Origin of the sequence: Mycolicibacterium sediminis (assembly GCF_010731735.1) — a bacterium.
Classification (GTDB): domain Bacteria; phylum Actinomycetota; class Actinomycetes; order Mycobacteriales; family Mycobacteriaceae; genus Mycobacterium; species Mycobacterium sediminis.
The window spans coordinates 2,628,855-2,645,506 of the sequence record NZ_AP022588.1; the positions used below are offsets into that span (position 1 = coordinate 2,628,855).

A 16,652-nucleotide genomic window follows, 5' to 3' on the forward strand; every position below is an offset into this window, starting at 1 on the left:
CCCTGTCTCTCGGGGCCCGTGGTGCGGACCCGCGCTTGCCGTGCAGCCAGAATCAGCTACTCAACCTGGTCAATCACCCGGGGCACCCCACCGCGGTTGGAGGGTTGCCGGCCAGCGAGCCGGGGCTTGACGCTGGCACTCATGACCGATACGAAGCCTAACTCACCACCGCGTATGGGTGCCACCGGGTTGTCGGCCGACGTGCGGGGTAACGAACGCGGGGGAGCCGTCGCCCCACGGGCGTCGGACGCGTAGGTTCGTAACCGACGCGATACAGGTGGCCGCGGGTCGAAGCCGATGCGGGGCTGCGCAGAAACATCCGACCACGACGCCGGGAGAGTGCCTCACATGAGTGCCGAGCAGCCAACGATCATCTACACGCTGACCGACGAGGCGCCGCTGCTCGCGACGTACGCCTTCCTACCGGTGATCCGAGCGTTCGCCGACGCGGCGGGCATCGAGGTCAAGAGTTCCGACATCTCGGTGGCGGCCCGCATCCTCGCCGAGTTCAGCGACCTCCTACCCGAGGATCAGCGCGTCCCCAACAACCTGGCCGAGCTGGGCAAGCTGACCCAGGACCCCGACACCAACATCATCAAGCTGCCGAACATCAGCGCCTCGGTGCCGCAGCTGCTGGCCGCCATCAAGGAACTGAAGTCCAAGGGTTACGCGCTGCCGGACTACCCGGGCGAGCCGAAGACCGACGAAGAGCGCGAGATCAAGGCCCGCTACGCAACCTGTCTGGGCAGCGCCGTGAATCCAGTTCTGCGCGAGGGCAACTCGGACCGCCGGGCACCCAAGGCGGTCAAGGAGTACGCGCGCAAGCATCCGCACAGCATGGGGGCCTGGTCGCAGGCGTCGCGCACCCACGTGGCGACCATGCGGCACGGTGACTTCTACCACGGTGAGAAGTCGATGACGCTGGACAAGGCGCACTCGGTGCGCATGGAGCTGGTCACCACCGGTGGCGAGACCATCGTGCTCAAGCCCGAGGTGAAGCTCGACGAGGGCGACGTCATCGACAGCATGTTCATGAGCAAGAAGGCCCTCTGCGACTTCTACGAGGAGCAGATGGAGGACGCCTACAAGACCGGCGTCATGTTCTCGCTGCACGTCAAGGCGACGATGATGAAGGTCAGCCACCCCATCGTCTTCGGCCACGCGGTGAAGGTCTTCTACAAGGACGCGTTCGCCAAGCACCAGAAGCTGTTCGACGAGCTGGGCGTCAACGTCAACAACGGCCTGTCCGACCTCTACGACAAGATCGAGTCGCTGCCCGCGTCGCAGCACGAGGAGATCGTCCGCGACCTGCACGCCTGCCACGAGCACCGTCCCGAGCTGGCGATGGTGGACTCGGCGAAGGGCATCTCGAACTTCCACTCGCCCAGTGACGTGATCGTCGACGCCTCGATGCCGGCGATGATCCGCCTCGGAGGGAAGATGTACGGCGCCGACGGCCGCACCAAGGACACCAAGGCCGTCAACCCGGAGTCCACGTTCTCGCGGATCTACCAGGAGATCATCAACTTCTGCAAGACCAACGGCCAGTTCGACCCGACGACCATGGGCACCGTGCCGAACGTCGGTCTGATGGCGCAGAAGGCCGAGGAGTACGGCAGCCACGACAAGACGTTCGAGATCCCGCAGGACGGCGTCGCGAACATCGTCGACAACGACACCGACGAGGTGCTGCTCAGCCAGAACGTCGAGACCGGCGACATCTGGCGCATGCCGATCGTCAAGGACGCACCGATCCGCGACTGGGTGAAGCTCGCCGTCAACCGGGCCCGCGACTCCGGCATGCCGGTGGTGTTCTGGCTGGACTCGGAGCGGCCGCACGAGAACGAGATCCGCAAGAAGGTCGCGAAGTACCTGCCCGACCACGACACCGAGGGCCTCGACATCGAGGTCATGTCGCAGGTGCGCGCCATGCGCCACACGATCGAGCGTGCCAGCCGAGGCCAGGACACGATCGCCGCGACCGGCAACATCCTGCGTGACTACCTGACCGACCTGTTCCCGATCCTGGAGCTGGGCACCAGCGCGAAGATGCTGTCGATCGTGCCGCTGATGGCCGGTGGTGGACTGTACGAGACCGGCGCGGGTGGCTCGGCGCCGAAGCACGTCAGCCAACTGGTCGAGGAGAACCACCTGCGGTGGGACTCGCTCGGCGAGTTCCTGGCGCTGGCGGTCAGCCTCGAGGACCTGGGCAACAAGACCGGTGACGAGCGGTCCAAGATCCTGGCCCGCACTCTCGACGCCGCGACCGGAAAGTTGTTGAACGAGAACAAGAATCCGTCGCGCAAGACCGGCGAACTCGACAACCGGGGCAGCCAGTTCTACCTCGCGATGTACTGGGCGCAGGAACTCGCCGCGCAGACCGACGACACGGGCCTCGCGGAGCACTTCGCGCCGCTGGCCAAGACGCTGGCCGAGAACGAGGAGACGATCGTCTCCGAAATGAACGCCGTCCAGGGCAAGCACGCCGAGATCGGCGGCTACTACTACCCGGATCCCGAGAAGGTCGCCGAGGTCATGCGGCCGAGCAAGACCTTCAACGAGGCGTTGGAGTCGGCCCGCTCGTAGCGGTCAGCCGGCGGGCGGTGCCTGCCGCTGCGGCTCGGTGTTGGCGTCGATGAAATCCGCGATCAGCTCGGTGACGCGTCCCGGTGCCTCGAGCATCGGGATGTGTCCGAGGCCCTCGAGGCGGGTGACCCGGGTGTTGCGCGGAAGGTTGTCGACGAGGTACCTGTTGCCGCGGGGGGTGGGGAAGACCCGGTCCTTCTCGCAGAGCACCAGCTGGGTGGGTGCTGCGACGTCGGCCAGCTCCAGCAGGCCGGGCAGACGCAGGGTCTTCACCAACAGCTGGAAGTACGCCGTGCAGTGCGTCGCGTCGTCGACGAGGGCGACGAGGTCGGGGTGGCTGGGTCCGTCGGCCGGTCCGCTGACGGCGAGGGTGGCGATGCGTCGGCCGCCGGGGAAGTCCAGGATCCGCGGGCCGATCAACCTCGCCGCCGCCAGGGCGGGTCCACCGAGCAGGAACTTCAGCACGGTTTCGTACTTGGTCAGCGAGTGCTGGCCCCATCCGCCGGCGGGCGCAATGGCGGTCAGCGTGCGGGCGCGGCCACGGCGCTCCAGTTCGAAGGCCACCCAGCCGCCCAGTGAGTTGCCGACGACGTGCGCAGTGTCCCAGCCCAAGTCGTCCATGCGACGTTCGACGTCGTCGACGAGCGCTGCGGTGTCCAGGAGCCAGTTCCCGGAACGCCGGCCACCGTTGTGGCCGGGCATGGTCGGGGCGAACGCCTCGAAGCGACCGGTGTCGGCGAGCTGGTCGGCGACCGTGCGCCACACGTTCTGCGAGCAGAGGAACGGGTGGAGCATCACGATCGGCTCACCCTCGCCGACGTGGATGGGTTCGCGTTCTGGCATGCCGCGACACTAAAGGTGATACCGCCGGTACCGCAAGGCGGACTCGCGCCTGGAGGACGTGCGTCCCGGGGCCGTCATCATTCGTTGACGGTTGCGGCCGCGGTGGTGCCTTGGGAGGGGTGTGCGGTGCCGCGGGAAGGCGGTGTGTTTCCCGGGGCCGTCATCATTCGTTGACGGTTGCGGCCGCGGTGGTGCCTCGAGACGGGCGTGCGGTCCCGCGGGAAGGTGGTGTGTTTCCCGGGGCCGTCATCATTCGTTGACGGGTGCGGCCGCGGTGGTGCCTTGGGAGGGGTGTGCGGTGGCGCGGGAAGGTGGTGTGTTTCCCGGGGCCGTCATCATTCGTTGACGGTTGCGGCCGCAGTGGTGCCTTGGGAGGGTGTGCGGTGCCGCGAACGTGTCGGACGCGCGCGAGATGATCCCCGCAATCGCAATCGCAATCGCAATCGCAATCGCAATCGATCGTCGACGCAGCGCGAGGGAGGGCCTATGACAGACGAGCCGTGGTGGAGGAACGACCCGACCATTCAGGCCGCCACCCGTGCAGCCCTCGAAGAACTGGAGCGGGAACCGACTCGCGAACACGCCAATGATGGGCCCGATCCCGTGGTGACCGAGCTGTTCACCGGTGCGGCCAAGCTCGAACTCGCCGCCGCGCGCGACGATCGCCGGGGGCGGCGCTGCGGTACGTGGACGCGATCCGGGGCGCTCGCGCCGCGGGTTTCTCCTGGGGCGAGATCGGCGAGCTGCTCGGGGAGTCCAAGCAGTCGCTGCACCGCCGCTTCGGTGCCGTCGACTAACGCTCACTAAGCTGCCGCGCGAGATGAATTCGATGATCGTGAGCACCATCAACGTCAACGGGATCCGCGCCGCGGTCAAGGAACGGTCCGCGGACAACCTGGGCCTGCACCCGTGGCTGACGACGACCTGCGCCGACGTCGTCTGTCTGCAGGAGACGCGAGCCGACGACGAACAGCTCGCCGAGGCGCTCGCGCCCGCGCTCGCCGACGGCTGGCACCTCGCCTCGGCGGACCCGCACCTCAAGGGGCGCAACGGTGTCGCCGTCCTCAGTCGGCACCCGATCACCCGCACGCGGATCGGACCCGGCGACGACGAGTTCGCCTCGCACGGACGCTACCTGGAGGTCGACACCGGCGGCCTCACCGTCGCGAGCGTCTACTTCCCGACGGGCGAGGCCGGAACCGAGCGCCAACTCGAGAAGGAACGGTTCATGTCCTCAGTCGCGGAACGGATGGCCGAGCTACGGCACGACGGACGCGACGCGGTCGTCTGCGGCGACTGGAACATCGGACACACCGAACTCGACATCAAGGCCTGGAAGGCCAACCAGAAGAAGGCGGGCTTCCTCCCCAGCGAGCGGCAGTGGCTCACCGACCTCCTCGCGACCGGGTGGGTCGACGTCGTGCGCGTGCTGCACCCGGAGGTGCCCGGCCCCTACAGCTGGTGGTCGTGGCGCGGGAAGGCGTTCGACAACGACGCCGGCTGGCGCATCGACTATCAGCTGGCCAACCGGGCACTGGCCGACCGCGTGGTGTCCGCCCGGGTCGAGCGCGCCGAGGCCTACGCCCTGCGCTGGTCGGACCACGCCCCGGTGACCGTCGAATACGGCTGAGCCCGCAGCCTCCGAACTCAACAACCCACGCGATTCGGCGTGCCGAGTGCCTCCGGAGCGGTCGCCAGCGCCTCGTCGACGAGCGCGAACACGCGTGGGTCCCACGTGAGCGCGCTCGTCTCGGGCATCGCCTTGAGGCTGGCGACGTAGATGCTGTGCGCGTCGTCGACCGTGGCGCAGCGACGATGCGGTAGCACCGCGTCGTCGACGTCCATCGCAAGCGCGCTGCGCAGTGCGACGATGCCGTCGTTGGGCCACACGGCCGGGTCGACCGGGCCGGGCCGTGCGAAGGCGTCACCGCCGACCAGGACGACGGGTATCCCGTCCAGCACCCCGGCCTGCGCTGCGTTCCAGCCCTGCGGTCCCATCAGGTAGGCCCGGCTGACCTCGCGGCCCGAACCGGACACCCGGCGCACCACTTCGTCGCGGAAGCCCTCCATCGACTGCTCGCAGAACTGGTCGCCGAGACAGGCGTCGAGGCCGATCGTGTCGCCCGCATAGTCCGAGAGGAACGAGCCCTGCCACGGCGTGCCGAGCGTCGTCAGCGACCGGATGCGCATCGGAGCGCCGGTCGACTGCAGCACCTTGATGGCTGCCCGCGAGTACAAGCCGCCCATGGAGTGCGCGACGAGGTCGATCTGATCGACGCCCCGCTCGGTGTCCAGGTAGTTCAGGAAGCGGGCGAGGTGCTCACCGGCGGTGTCGATGCTGCCGGTGGAGTCGACGGTCATGATCTCCGGCAGCGTGATCGGACAGTCCCCGAAGGGGCCGAACCCGGTCTGATCCGTCACTCGGCCTCGGCCCGCCATGGCCGGCGAGGTGTAGACCTCGTGGCCCTGGTCGACGAGGTGGCGGCGGATCGCGGTGTCGGTGTTCCCGGCCGCCAGCCCCGACGCGCAGCCGGCGTCGGGCGTGGTGAACGGGCTGGTGGCGGCGCCGCCGGACACGATCACGACGGCGTGCGCGCGATCCGCCGGTGCCGAACCCGCGGGAGGGGCCGCGCTCACGGTGACGCCGAGGAGCGCAATGGACAAGCCTGCCAGGATCTTCCGCATCGCGCGCCTCTCGGTTGTCCGGCGATGCTAGCTCCGTGGCAGCCCGTGTCGTGGCGCATCGCCTGGCGGGTGGAAGAATCGCCCCATCATGAGCACTCAGCCCGTCGTCTTCTCCGGCGTCCAGCCCACCTCCGATTCGCTGCACCTCGGCAACGCGCTCGGCGCCGTCAAGCAGTGGGTGGGCCTGCAGGACGACTACGACACCTACTTCTGCGTCGTCGACCTGCACGCCATCACCGTCGCGCAGGACCCCGCGACGCTGCGCCGGCGCACGCTGGTGACCGCCGCGCAGTACCTCGCGCTCGGCATCGATCCCGCCCGCTCGACGATCCTAGTGCAGAGCCACGTTCCCGCACACGCCGAATTGGCCTGGGTACTCGGCTGTTTCACCGGTTTCGGCCAGGCGTCGCGGATGACGCAGTTCAAGGACAAGTCGCAGAAGGAAGGCGCCGACGCCACCACGGTCGGGCTCTTCACCTACCCGGTGCTGATGGCCGCCGACGTCCTGCTCTACGACACCAACCAGGTGCCGGTCGGCGAGGACCAGCGTCAGCACCTCGAACTCGCCCGTGACGTCGCGCAGCGGTTCAACGCCCGCTTCCCGGACACCTTCGTCGTACCCGAGCCGATGATCCAGAAGGCGACCGCCAAGATCTACGACCTGCAGGACCCGACCGCCAAGATGAGCAAGTCCGCCGCGACCGACGCCGGTCTGATCAGCCTGCTCGACGACCCGAAGAAGACGGCGAAGAAGATCCGTTCGGCGGTCACCGACAGCGAGCGCGAGATCCGGTTCGACCCGGTGGCCAAGCCCGGCGTGTCCAACCTGCTGACCATCCAGTCCGCCGTCTCCGGGACCGACGTCCAGACCTTGGTCGACGGGTACGCCGGCCGCGGCTACGGCGACCTCAAGGCCGACACCGCGGAGGCCGTCGTCGACTACGTCTCGCCGATCAAGACCCGCGTCGACGAGATGCTCGCCGACCCGGCCGAACTCGAGGCCGTCCTCGCCGCGGGCGCCGACCGGGCAAACGAGGTGACGGCGACGACGCTCCAACGGGTCTACGACCGGTTAGGGTTCCTGCAGCGCCGCCGATAGTCCGCGAACGCCTCCTCAGACGTCAAGGAGACCGGGATGACCGACGACACGGCCGAACCCGGCGTGCTGGACCGCTTGCGAGCGCGTTTCGGGTGGCTCGACCGCACACTGCGCGCACAGGGTCGCTACCAGGACTGCAAGGGCGACTTCTTCGCGGCCGGCATCACGTACTTCACGGTGTTCGCGATCTTCCCGTTGGCGATGGTGTCGTTCGCGGCGGCCGGCTTCGTCCTGGCGAACGACGCGAGCCTGCTGGCCCAGGCGGAGGACAAGATCCGCGGCGCCGTGTCGGGCGACCTCGGCAACCAGCTCGTCGAACTGATGGACTCGGCGATCAAGTCCCGCACCTCGGTCGGCGTGATCGGACTCGCCACGGCGGCGTGGGCGGGGCTGGGCTGGATGGCGAACCTGCGCGAGGCGCTGTCGGAGATGTGGCTGCAGCGGCGTGAACCGGGCAACTTCGTCGCGACCAAGCTGTCGGATCTGCTGGCGCTGGTGTCGACGTTCGTGGCGCTCGTCGTGACCATCGCGCTGACGGCGGTGAGCAATTCGGGTCTGCTGCGCCGCATTCAGGCGCTGCTCGGACTGCAGGACGTGCCGGGGGCGGGGGTCGCGCTGTTCGTCGGATCGCTGCTGCTGTCGCTGTGCGTCTCGTGGCTGCTGTTCACGTGGATCATCGCCCGGTTGCCGCGGGAGTCGGTGAGCTTCCGCAGCTCGATCCGGGCCGGTCTGCTGGCGGCCGTCGCGTTCGAGATCTTCAAGCAGGTGGCGTCGGTGTATCTGTCGTCGGTGACGAACGGTCCGGCGGGCGCGACGTTCGGGCCGGTGCTCGGTCTGATGGTGTTCGCCTACGTCACCGCGCGGCTGATCCTGTTCTCGACGGCGTGGGCGGCCACGTCGTCGGAGAACCTCGCCGCCGCACCGGTCGAACCGCCGGAGGTGGGCGCTCAGATCACCACCAGGGTGCAGGTCCGCGAGGGCCTCGCTCCGGCCGCGGCCGTCACCGCCGCGGCGGCGGGTGCGCTCGGCGCGCTTGGGCTCTCCCGACTGTTCAAGCGGCGCTGAGGAATGCGCTAGGAGATCTTCCGCCGATTCAGCGACCGCGCGGACATGATGAGCGCGAACACGATCAGCGAGCCGACGACGCCCACGCCGACGCGGACGGGGGTGGCGTCCTCCGGGGGGAGCGCCGACGCCAGGTCCTGGGCGGCGTCGAGCGCCGACAGCGGCGCGGGGTTCTTCGCGGTCAGTGAGGGATCGGGGTCGATGAGCGAGCCGATCTTGGTGCCCGGCGGCGTCGAGAAGCCGTAGTCGAGCAGACGCGCGGCCTGTTCCCACGGGGCGATCGGCTGCCGGGTTCCGCGCAGCAGCACCGCCACGAGCCTGCGGCCGTCGCGGTCGGCGGCGCCGACGAACGTCTGCCCGGCGTCGTCCGTGTAGCCGGTCTTGCCGCCGAGCGCGCCGGGATAATTGGTGAGCAGCTTGTTGTCGTTCTCGAGTTCGTACTCCGGTAACTCGTACGTCTTGGTGGCGACGATGTCGCTGAAGATGGCGTTCTGCCAGGCATACCGGTAGAACAGGCCGATGTCGTAGGCCGACGTGCTCATGCCCGGACCATCGAGTCCCGACGGGGTTGCCGCACGGGTGTCGCGGCCACCGAGCTTGCCGGCCAGGTCGTTGATCTTGGCCAGCGCGCTGTCCATGCCGCCCAGCTGTCCGGCGAGGGCGTGCGCCGCGTCGTTGCCCGAGTGCATGAGCAGACCGTGCAGCAGGTCGTTGACGGTGTACACGCTGCCGTCCTTGACGCCGATCTTGGTGCCCTCGGCGGCGGCGTCGTCGGGGGTGCCCACCACCTGCTTGTTGATCGGCAGGTCCTTGATCGACTGCATGGCGACGAGCACCTTGATGATGCTGGCGGGCCGGTGCCGGCCGTGCGGGTCGCGGGCGGCGATGACGTCGCCGCTGTCGAGGTCGGCGACCAGCCAAGCCTCCGCCGAGACGTCCTCGGGCACCGGTGGCGTGCCGGGCGCGGTGATGATCCCGCAGCCGGACATCGCGTCACCGCCGAGCGGGGCCGCGGGCACCGGGAGCGGTTCGGGTGGGGGACCCGCGGTCGGGACCTCCGAGTCGTCGACGGCGGGTGGCGTCACCACGCGGTAGGGGCAGGGATCGGGGTCGGCGCCCGCGAGGGGTGCGCCGACGAACGCGGGCGCGGCGACGAACGTCAGGGCCGCGGCCAGGCTGAGCAGGCGGCGCGACATCGATCCGTTGGTACCCATCGTCTGAGCAGATTAAGAGATCGAGCGGCCGATCTCCGGGAGGCACGCTGTGACGGGTGGGACCAATGTGTTGGATGGGGCGGTCCGCTCGGGTCCGCTGTGCCCAACGTGCGAACATGGCGAGAAATTCGGCGAATTCCCGCCGTACTCGCACGTACGACGGGGTCGGGGTAGCGCCGCGTGAAGGGGTCGGGCGAGCTACAGCTCGACGTAGGCCAGCGCGGGGAACTCGATGGTCGACATCCACAGGCGGCCCGCCGACTCGACGACGCCGGTGACACCGCCGAAGTCCGGCCGCGTCGTCCGGACGCCGCCGACCACGGCGCCGGTGTCGGCGTCGAAGCCCACGACCCACACCTCGGGGACGACCTTGGGTTGCAGTCGCTTGGGTAGTCGCCAGATGATCTGCCGGATCCACGGCGCCCGCGGCATCAGTCCCTCGGCCGACGGGTTGACCGGCGTGACGAACGCCGTCCAGATCCGCCCGTCGGACCCGGTCGAGATGTTGTCCGGCATCGCGGGCAGGTGCACCGCCAGCGGGGTGACGGTGCCGGCGCGGTCACCGCTCAGCCAGTACTTCGACAGCCTGCGACCCATCGTCTCGGCGAACACCAACGCCGACTCGTCCGCCGTGACCGTCAGGCCGTTCGCGAAGTACAGCCCGTCGAGGACGGTGGTGACCGTGCCGTCGGTGGTGAGCCGGAACAGGCTGCCGGTACTCCGCGCCTCGAGGATCGCCCCGAGGAAGTGCTCGAAGTGGAAGTCACTGGTGGACTCGGTGAAGTAGATGGTGCCGTCGGCGGTCTCGGTCACGTTGCTGCAGAACCGAAGTGGCCGACCGTCCACCTCCGCGACCAATGCCTCGAGCCGGCCGCTCGCCGGGTCGAGCGCCAGCAGACCCCGGTGGCTGTCGCACACCAGCACCCGGCCGTCACGCGTGACGTGCAGGCCCAGCGGCCGGCCACCGGTGTCGGCGACGACAACGGGGTTCGTCCCGTCGGGCGAGGCCCGCACGATGCGCCCGTCGACGAGTCCCGTCCACAGCCGTCCCTCGGCGTCGACGACGACGTCCTCCGGCCCGTCCCCGGGCATCGGGACGACCGTGACCGGCCGTTCGGGTTGCGCGGGAAGCGGATCGACCGGTGGCGGCTGCCAGCGGACCGGGTGGATGCGTGGCTTCGACGCCAACTACATCATCTCGCTGGCGCGGCCGAGGACGTCGCTCAGGATGTCGTAGATCGCGTCGAATTCGCGCTGCCCGCAGATCAGCGGCGGCGCGAGCTGGACCACTGGGTCGCCGCGGTCGTCGGCGCGGCAGTACAGCCCCGCCTCGAACAGGGCCGGCGTCAGGAAGCCGCGCAGCAGCCGCTCGCACTCGTCGTCGTCGAAGGTCTCCTTGGTGGCCTTGTCCTTGACGAGTTCGATTCCGTAGAAGTACCCCTCGCCGCGCACGTCGCCGACGATGGGCAGCTCGAGCAGCTTCTCCAGCGTCGACCGGAACGCCGGGGCGTTCTCCTTGACGCGGTCGTTGAGGCCCTCGCGCTCGAAGATGTCGAGGTTGGCCAGCGCCACGGCCGACGACACGGGGTGTCCGCCGAAGGTGTAGCCGTGCCCGAACACCGTCTGGCCGTCGTTGAACGGCTCGAACAGCCGGTCGCTGGCGATCATCGCGCCGATGGGCGAGTAGCCGGACGTCAATCCCTTGGCGCACGTGATGATGTCGGGCGTGTAGCCGAAGTCGTTGCACGCGAACATGGATCCGATGCGGCCGTAGGCGCAGATGACCTCGTCGGAGACCAGCAGCACGTCGTACTCGTCGCAGATCTCGCGGACCCGCTCGAAGTATCCCGGCGGCGGCGGGAAGCAGCCGCCCGCGTTCTGCACCGGCTCCAGGAACACCGCGGCGACGGTGTCGGGTCCCTCGAATTCGATCGCCTCGGCGATCCGGTCGGCGCAGTACCGGCCGAACGCCTTCGGGTCCTGGCTGAACATCTCGGGAGCGCGGTAGAAGTTCGTGTTCGGGACGCGGAAGCCGCCGGGGGTCGGCGGGTCGAACGGCGCCTTGAACGTCGGGATGCCGGTGATGGCCAGCGCGCCCTGCGGTGTGCCGTGGTAGGCGATCGACCGCGACATCACCTTGTACTTGCCTGGCTTGCCGGTCAGCTTGAAGTACTGCTTGGCCAGCTTCCACGCACTCTCGACGGCCTCGCCGCCACCGGTGGTGAAGAAGACGCGGTTCAGGTCGCCCGGGGTGTATCCGGCGAGCCGCTCGGCCAGCTCGATGGCCGGGGGAGTGGCGAAGGACCACAGCGGGAAGAAGGCCAGCGACTCGGCCTGCTTGGCCGCGGCCTCGGCCAGTTCGGCGCGGCCATGTCCGGCCTGCACCACGAACAGCCCGGACAGGCCGTCGATGTACTTGTTGCCCTCGCTGTCCCAGATGTTGACGCCCTCGCCCCGGGTGATGATCGTCGGGGTGATGCCCTCGCCGTGGCGGGCGAAGTGGCCCCACAGGTGGCGGTTGGCCTTGGCGCCCAGCTCGCTGGACGTGGCGGTGTCGGTTTCGGAAATGATCGTCATCTAGTGCCCCAATTGTATTGCTGTTTAACGAGTTTGAGATAGACCAGTGTTTCGGTGGATATCACTCCCGGCACGGCGCGGATCTTGGTGTTGAGGAGGTCGAGCAGGTCGCCGTCGTCCTCGCAGACGACTTCCACGATGGCGTCGAACGAGCCTGCGGTGAGCACCACGTAGTCGACGGACTCGAGGGCGGCCAGTTTCTCGGCGACCTTCGTGGTGTCGCCGGTACAGCGGATGCCGATCATCGCCTGGCGGGCGAAGCCGAGCTGCATGGGGTCGGTGACGGCGACGATCTGCATCACGCCGGCGTCGACCATGCGCTGCACGCGCTGCCGTACGGCTGCCTCCGACAGCCCGACGGCCTTGCCTATGCCCGCGTACGAGCGGCGGCCGTCCTGCTGCAGCTTCTCGATGATGGCCTTGGACAACTCGTCGAGCTGGTAGGCCGCCCCGGGGCGAATTCGCAGCGAGACGGCAGGCGTTCCGGCCTGGGCGTCGGGCGTGACCATGCTCACGATTGTGCACGGAATCCGTCACCACAAGCAACCAGACCGACGAAATCACTCGTTGGACGTCGCCCCGAAAGCGGGAATGGGTGGTCTCGTCCCTAGCCGACGGGGTCGGCCACCCGCTAGCGTGAACACCATGGCTGAGACGGTGTCGGGGACGTATGTGGGTGGCAGACCGGTGGCGACGGGCGGCGAACCGTTCGCCGTCATCAACCCGGCGAACGGCGCCGTTGTCACCGAATACGCGCTCGCGACGCCTGCCGACGTGGACGCCGCGGTGACGTCCGCCCGCTCCGCGGTGGGCGAGTGGTCCACCGCCACCCCGGCCGATCGCTCGGCGGTGCTGGCCAAGCTCGCAGCGTTGGCCGGCGCCGCCGCCGACGAGTTGGTCGCCGAGGAGGTCTCCCAGACCGGCAAGCCCGTACGCCTGGCCCGTGAGTTCGACGTCCCCGGCAGCGTCGACAACATCGACTTCTTCGCGGGCGCCGCACGGCACCTGGAGGGCAAGGCGACCGCCGAGTACTCCCCGGATCACACGTCGAGCATCCGCCGCGAGGCGATCGGCGTCGTCGCCACCATCACGCCGTGGAACTACCCGCTGCAGATGGCGGTGTGGAAGGTGTTGCCCGCGTTGGCCGCAGGCTGCTCGGTGGTCATCAAGCCGGCCGAGATCACGCCGCTCACGACGCTGACGCTGGCGAGGCTCGCGACCGAGGCGGGGCTGCCCGACGGCGTGCTCAACGTGGTCACCGGCGCCGGACACGACGTCGGCACCGCGCTCGCCGGTCACGCGGACGTCGACCTGGTGACGTTCACCGGCTCGACGCCGGTGGGCCGCAAGGTGATGGCCGCCGCGGCGACGCACGGCCACCGCACCCAGCTCGAACTGGGCGGCAAGGCGCCGTTCGTCGTGTTCGACGACGCGGACCTCGACGCCGCCATCCAGGGCGCCGTGGCGGCGTCGCTGATCAACACCGGGCAGGACTGCACGGCCGCCACGCGGGCGATCGTCGCCCGGTCGCTGTACGACGACTTCGTCGCCGGCGTCGGCGAATTGATGGCCAAGATCGTCGTCGGCGACCCGCAGGACCCGGACACCGATCTCGGCCCGCTGATCACGATGGCGCACCGCGACAAGGTCGCGGGCATGGTCTCGCGTGCGACCGGCGAGGGCGGCCGGATCGTGACGGGCGGCAGCGCGCCGGACCTGCCCGGCTCCTTCTACCGGCCCACCCTGATCGCCGACGTCGACGAACGCTCGGAGATCTACCGCGACGAGGTCTTCGGCCCCGTGCTCGTCGCTCGCCCGTTCACCGACGACGACGACGCCATCCGGCAGGCCAACGACACCCAGTACGGTCTGGCCGCGTCGGCGTGGACCCGCGACGTCTACCGCGCGCAGCGGGCGTCGCGCGAGATCCACGCCGGCTGCGTGTGGATCAACGACCACATCCCGATCATCAGCGAAATGCCGCACGGTGGCGTCGGCGCCTCGGGCTTCGGCAAGGACATGAGCGACTACTCCTTCGAGGAGTACCTCACGATCAAGCACGTGATGAGCGACATCACCGCGGTGGCCGAGAAGGATTGGCACCGGATCATCTTCAGTAAGCGATGACCACCCTCGTCCCACGTGACATCGCCGACGACGAGTGGCGCGACGTACCCCTGCTGACCGCCACCAGCTTCGGGTCGACGTGGCACCCGGAGACGTTCGCGGCGTGGCGCACCGCGATGCCGCCGCGCAGTTCGGTCGTGGTCGTCGACGACGGCGACCTGGTGGGCCAGGCGCACTACCTGGACTTCGAACTGACGGTTCCCGGGGGAGCGGTGCTGCCGACCGCGGGCATCACGTGGGTGGGGGTGGCGCCGACGCATCGGCGCCGCGGCCTGCTGCGCGCGATGTACACCGACCTGCACGACCGCTTCGCCGAGAACGGTTATCCGCTCGCCGCGCTGACGGCCACTGAGGGCGGCATCTACGGCCGCTTCGGCTACGGTCCCGCGACCGTCGACACCGAATTCAGCCTGGACCGGCGCTTCGCCCGCTTCCACCGGGACGCACCCGATCCCGGCGGCGTCCGGATCGTCCGTCCGCGCGAGCATCGCGACGACCTCGCCGCCATCTACGACCGCTACCGGCGCATCACGCCGGGCGGACTGGCCCGTCCCACGCCGCTGTGGGACGACCTGCTCGCCGACTGGGAGGACTCACGTGGTGGTGGCACGCCGTGGTTCTGCTTCCTGCACGACGACGGGTACCTCCTGTACCGGTTGTTCCGCGGATCGTCGAGAACCGTTCGGGTGGAGGAGTTCACGGCCGTCACACCCGAGGCGCACGCCGCGCTGTGGCGCGCGCTGATCGGTCTGGACCTCGTCGAGACCATCACCGTCACCAGCCATCCGGGCGACCCGCTGCCCTACCTGCTCGACGATCCCCGGCTGGTTCGGACCACGGGCTCGGAGGACGGTCTGTGGCTGCGGTTGATGGACGTCCCAGCCGCGCTGACGGCCCGGACCTATGCGGCCGACCTCGACACCGTCCTCGACGTCGGTGACGGATTCCGCTCCGACGGTGGGCGTTTCGCACTGTCCATCCGGTCGGGTCGCGCCGAGTGCACGCCCACCGACGCGCCGGCCGAGTTCACCCTCGGCCTGGACGTGTTGGGGAGCCTGTACCTGGGTGGCCACTCGGCGGCGCTGATGGCGGCGGCCAACCGCATTCGCGGCGGTGATGTGACACGCCTGGACGCCGCGTTCCGGAGCGACGTGCCGGCGCGGCTGGGCTTTCACTTCTGATGCACGTCGTCGCCATCGGTGCGGGCGCGTGGGGTCTGCCCGCCGCCGCAGAACTCGCACGGCGCGGTCACCGCGTCACGCTCGTCGACCGTCATGGGGCGTTCAACCAGGTGGCGTCCTCGTCGGGTCCCACCCGGCTGTGGCGGCTCGCCGACCCCGATCCCGGACGCGTGCGGCTGGCCCGCCGGGGAGTGGAGTCGATGCGCCGGCTGTCCGAACGTGCCGACGAAGCCGTGTTCCTCACCCGCGGCCTGCTGTGGCGCGACGACCTCTCGCTGCCGGCGCTGACGTCGACGATGCGGCAGGAGGCGGTTCCGCACGAGGTGGTGGCCGCCGCCGACGTCGGCCGGTTCTTCGCCGGCCTGCGCGACGACGGTCGGGACGCGGTGTGGCAACCCGAGGCCGGCGTCGTGCTCGCGGACGTGTCACTGCGCGCGCAGCTGCGGGTCTTCGAAAGCCACGGCGGCGCAATGGTCGTCGAGCGGGTCGTCACGGCTCTCGAGGTCACGCCCACCGGGGTCCGGGTCGACTTCGGCGATGGGGGTGCGATCGACGCCGACGCCGCGGTGGTGGCGGCCGGCCCCGGGGCTGCGCCGCTGCTCGAGACCCTCGGGGTGGACGTCGCGCTGCATCCCTACCTCGAGCAGGTCGTCCACTTCGGCGATCCGGCGCGGCCGTCGACGACCGACGATCATCCGTGCCTGTTCGACGGTCCCTCGGGTGACCGGCCCGGCATCTACGCCATGCCGTCGCCGGGAGTCGGATACAAGGTGGGCCTCGACACCCCGCTGCGGGATCACCGATCCGACGACGACGACCGGACGCCGGATGCCTGTCGTACCAGCGTCATTCGTGACCGGGTGCGCTCCGACCTGCGGTCGGTCGTGCCGACCGTGCTCGACGAGCAGATCTGTTCGTGGACCGACTCGCCGGACGGCCGGTTCGTCGTCGACCGTCTCGACGGCGGCATCGTCTACGCCTGCGGGGACTGCGGTGAGGGGTTCAAGTACTCGGCGCTGATGGGCGAGATCCTCGCCGACCTCGTCGAGGACCGCACACCGGACGACGACGTGCGGGCCTTCTCGATGGCGCGCTTCGCGTCGGGCATGCCGGAGCGTGTGGGGCCGCACGTCCTCGGCCGGCACTGAGGGGCTGTCATTGGGCGGCCGGAAGGTGGAGGGCCCCCGTCACTGTCAGCCGTAGGTCCTGATTCGGCGCTGCGGCTACGGCCCGCCGCGCTCGAAGACGTCACCGCAGGGCAGGCTGCCGCGTGTT

The 16,652-nt window shown here is 69.3% G+C and carries 13 protein-coding genes and 1 riboswitch; of the genes, 7 read left to right on the forward strand and 6 right to left on the reverse strand.

Going from position 1 to position 16,652, the window contains the following annotated elements; genetic code table 11:
* Positions 1-26: 26 nt before the first annotated feature.
* Positions 27-147, reverse strand: a riboswitch (SAM riboswitch).
* 201 nt (positions 148-348) lie between these two features.
* Positions 349-2,586 carry an NADP-dependent isocitrate dehydrogenase gene (locus G6N64_RS12610; RefSeq protein WP_163797370.1) on the forward strand — a complete coding sequence of 746 codons (2,238 nt, stop codon included), beginning with the start codon at positions 349-351 and terminating at the stop codon, positions 2,584-2,586.
* A gap of 3 nt (positions 2,587-2,589) precedes the next feature.
* Here G6N64_RS12610 and G6N64_RS12615 read toward each other — a convergent pair whose 3' ends face one another.
* Positions 2,590-3,429 (reverse strand): epoxide hydrolase EphH, encoded by an 840-nt coding sequence (locus tag G6N64_RS12615; RefSeq protein WP_163797371.1) that lies wholly within the window; start codon positions 3,427-3,429, stop codon positions 2,590-2,592.
* An 829-nt stretch (positions 3,430-4,258) separates the two neighbouring features.
* On the opposite strand from G6N64_RS12615, the gene G6N64_RS12625 reads away from it, so the two are divergent.
* On the forward strand, positions 4,259-5,059 hold the full coding sequence (locus tag G6N64_RS12625; RefSeq protein ID WP_163797372.1) for an exodeoxyribonuclease III: 801 nt from the start codon (positions 4,259-4,261) through the stop codon (positions 5,057-5,059).
* Positions 5,060-5,076: 17 nt separating this feature from the next.
* Here the strand turns inward: G6N64_RS12625 and G6N64_RS12630 are convergent, their stop codons facing one another.
* Entirely contained in the window at positions 5,077-6,114 is a 1,038-nt protein-coding gene (locus tag G6N64_RS12630; protein WP_174266802.1) for a lipase family alpha/beta hydrolase, read from the reverse strand.
* Positions 6,115-6,202: 88 nt separating this feature from the next.
* Between G6N64_RS12630 and trpS the strand changes: the two genes are divergently transcribed.
* Together trpS and yhjD are read left to right on the forward strand one after the other, a co-directional pair.
* Positions 6,203-7,213 carry a tryptophan--tRNA ligase gene (trpS, locus tag G6N64_RS12635; RefSeq protein WP_163797373.1) on the forward strand — a complete coding sequence of 337 codons (1,011 nt, stop codon included), beginning with the start codon at positions 6,203-6,205 and terminating at the stop codon, positions 7,211-7,213.
* Positions 7,214-7,249: 36 nt separating this feature from the next.
* Positions 7,250-8,278 (forward strand): inner membrane protein YhjD, encoded by a 1,029-nt coding sequence (yhjD, locus tag G6N64_RS12640; protein ID WP_163797374.1) that lies wholly within the window; start codon positions 7,250-7,252, stop codon positions 8,276-8,278.
* Positions 8,279-8,286: 8 nt separating this feature from the next.
* On the opposite strand, the gene G6N64_RS12645 is transcribed toward yhjD, so the two are convergent.
* From G6N64_RS12645 to G6N64_RS12660, 4 genes are all read right to left on the reverse strand, one after another.
* Positions 8,287-9,492, reverse strand: a complete 1,206-nt coding sequence (locus tag G6N64_RS12645) for a D-alanyl-D-alanine carboxypeptidase family protein (protein WP_163797375.1) — start codon at positions 9,490-9,492, stop codon at positions 8,287-8,289.
* Between the two features lie 198 nt (positions 9,493-9,690).
* Positions 9,691-10,680, reverse strand: a complete 990-nt coding sequence (locus G6N64_RS12650; RefSeq protein WP_174266803.1) for an SMP-30/gluconolactonase/LRE family protein — start codon at positions 10,678-10,680, stop codon at positions 9,691-9,693.
* Entirely contained in the window at positions 10,681-12,069 is a 1,389-nt protein-coding gene (locus G6N64_RS12655; protein ID WP_163797376.1) for an aspartate aminotransferase family protein, read from the reverse strand.
* Positions 12,066-12,578 (reverse strand): Lrp/AsnC family transcriptional regulator, encoded by a 513-nt coding sequence (locus tag G6N64_RS12660; RefSeq protein ID WP_163797377.1) that lies wholly within the window; start codon positions 12,576-12,578, stop codon positions 12,066-12,068. The genes G6N64_RS12655 and G6N64_RS12660 overlap by 4 nt, the downstream gene beginning before the upstream one ends.
* Before the next feature lie 136 nt (positions 12,579-12,714).
* On the opposite strand from G6N64_RS12660, the gene G6N64_RS12665 reads away from it, so the two are divergent.
* The 3 genes from G6N64_RS12665 to G6N64_RS12675 are packed head-to-tail and all read left to right on the forward strand — an operon-like array spanning position 12,715 to position 16,525.
* Positions 12,715-14,196, forward strand: coding sequence for a gamma-aminobutyraldehyde dehydrogenase (locus tag G6N64_RS12665; RefSeq protein ID WP_174266804.1), 1,482 nt, complete (start codon positions 12,715-12,717; stop codon positions 14,194-14,196).
* Positions 14,193-15,377: an enhanced intracellular survival protein Eis gene (locus G6N64_RS12670; RefSeq protein ID WP_163797379.1), complete on the forward strand. Its 1,185-nt coding sequence runs from the start codon at positions 14,193-14,195 to the stop codon at positions 15,375-15,377. The genes G6N64_RS12665 and G6N64_RS12670 overlap by 4 nt, the downstream gene beginning before the upstream one ends.
* On the forward strand, positions 15,377-16,525 hold the full coding sequence (locus tag G6N64_RS12675; RefSeq protein WP_163797380.1) for an FAD-dependent oxidoreductase: 1,149 nt from the start codon (positions 15,377-15,379) through the stop codon (positions 16,523-16,525). Before G6N64_RS12670 ends, G6N64_RS12675 begins: the two co-directional genes overlap by 1 nt.
* Positions 16,526-16,652: the final 127 nt, after the last annotated feature.

Excerpts from the sequence above, each read along its gene's own strand:
- G6N64_RS12610 (WP_163797370.1), top strand. The coding sequence starts at position 349 with ATGAGTGCCGAGCAGCCAACGATCATCTACACGCTGACCGACGAGGCG.
- G6N64_RS12615 (WP_163797371.1), bottom strand. The coding sequence starts at position 3,429 with ATGCCAGAACGCGAACCCATCCACGTCGGCGAGGGTGAGCCGATCGTG.
- G6N64_RS12625 (WP_163797372.1), top strand. The coding sequence starts at position 4,259 with ATGATCGTGAGCACCATCAACGTCAACGGGATCCGCGCCGCGGTCAAG.
- G6N64_RS12630 (WP_174266802.1), bottom strand. The coding sequence starts at position 6,114 with ATGCGGAAGATCCTGGCAGGCTTGTCCATTGCGCTCCTCGGCGTCACC.
- trpS (WP_163797373.1), top strand. The coding sequence starts at position 6,203 with ATGAGCACTCAGCCCGTCGTCTTCTCCGGCGTCCAGCCCACCTCCGAT.
- yhjD (WP_163797374.1), top strand. The coding sequence starts at position 7,250 with ATGACCGACGACACGGCCGAACCCGGCGTGCTGGACCGCTTGCGAGCG.
- G6N64_RS12645 (WP_163797375.1), bottom strand. The coding sequence starts at position 9,492 with ATGGGTACCAACGGATCGATGTCGCGCCGCCTGCTCAGCCTGGCCGCG.
- G6N64_RS12655 (WP_163797376.1), bottom strand. The coding sequence starts at position 12,069 with ATGACGATCATTTCCGAAACCGACACCGCCACGTCCAGCGAGCTGGGC.
- G6N64_RS12660 (WP_163797377.1), bottom strand. The coding sequence starts at position 12,578 with ATGGTCACGCCCGACGCCCAGGCCGGAACGCCTGCCGTCTCGCTGCGA.
- G6N64_RS12665 (WP_174266804.1), top strand. The coding sequence starts at position 12,715 with ATGGCTGAGACGGTGTCGGGGACGTATGTGGGTGGCAGACCGGTGGCG.
- G6N64_RS12670 (WP_163797379.1), top strand. The coding sequence starts at position 14,193 with ATGACCACCCTCGTCCCACGTGACATCGCCGACGACGAGTGGCGCGAC.
- G6N64_RS12675 (WP_163797380.1), top strand. The coding sequence starts at position 15,377 with ATGCACGTCGTCGCCATCGGTGCGGGCGCGTGGGGTCTGCCCGCCGCC.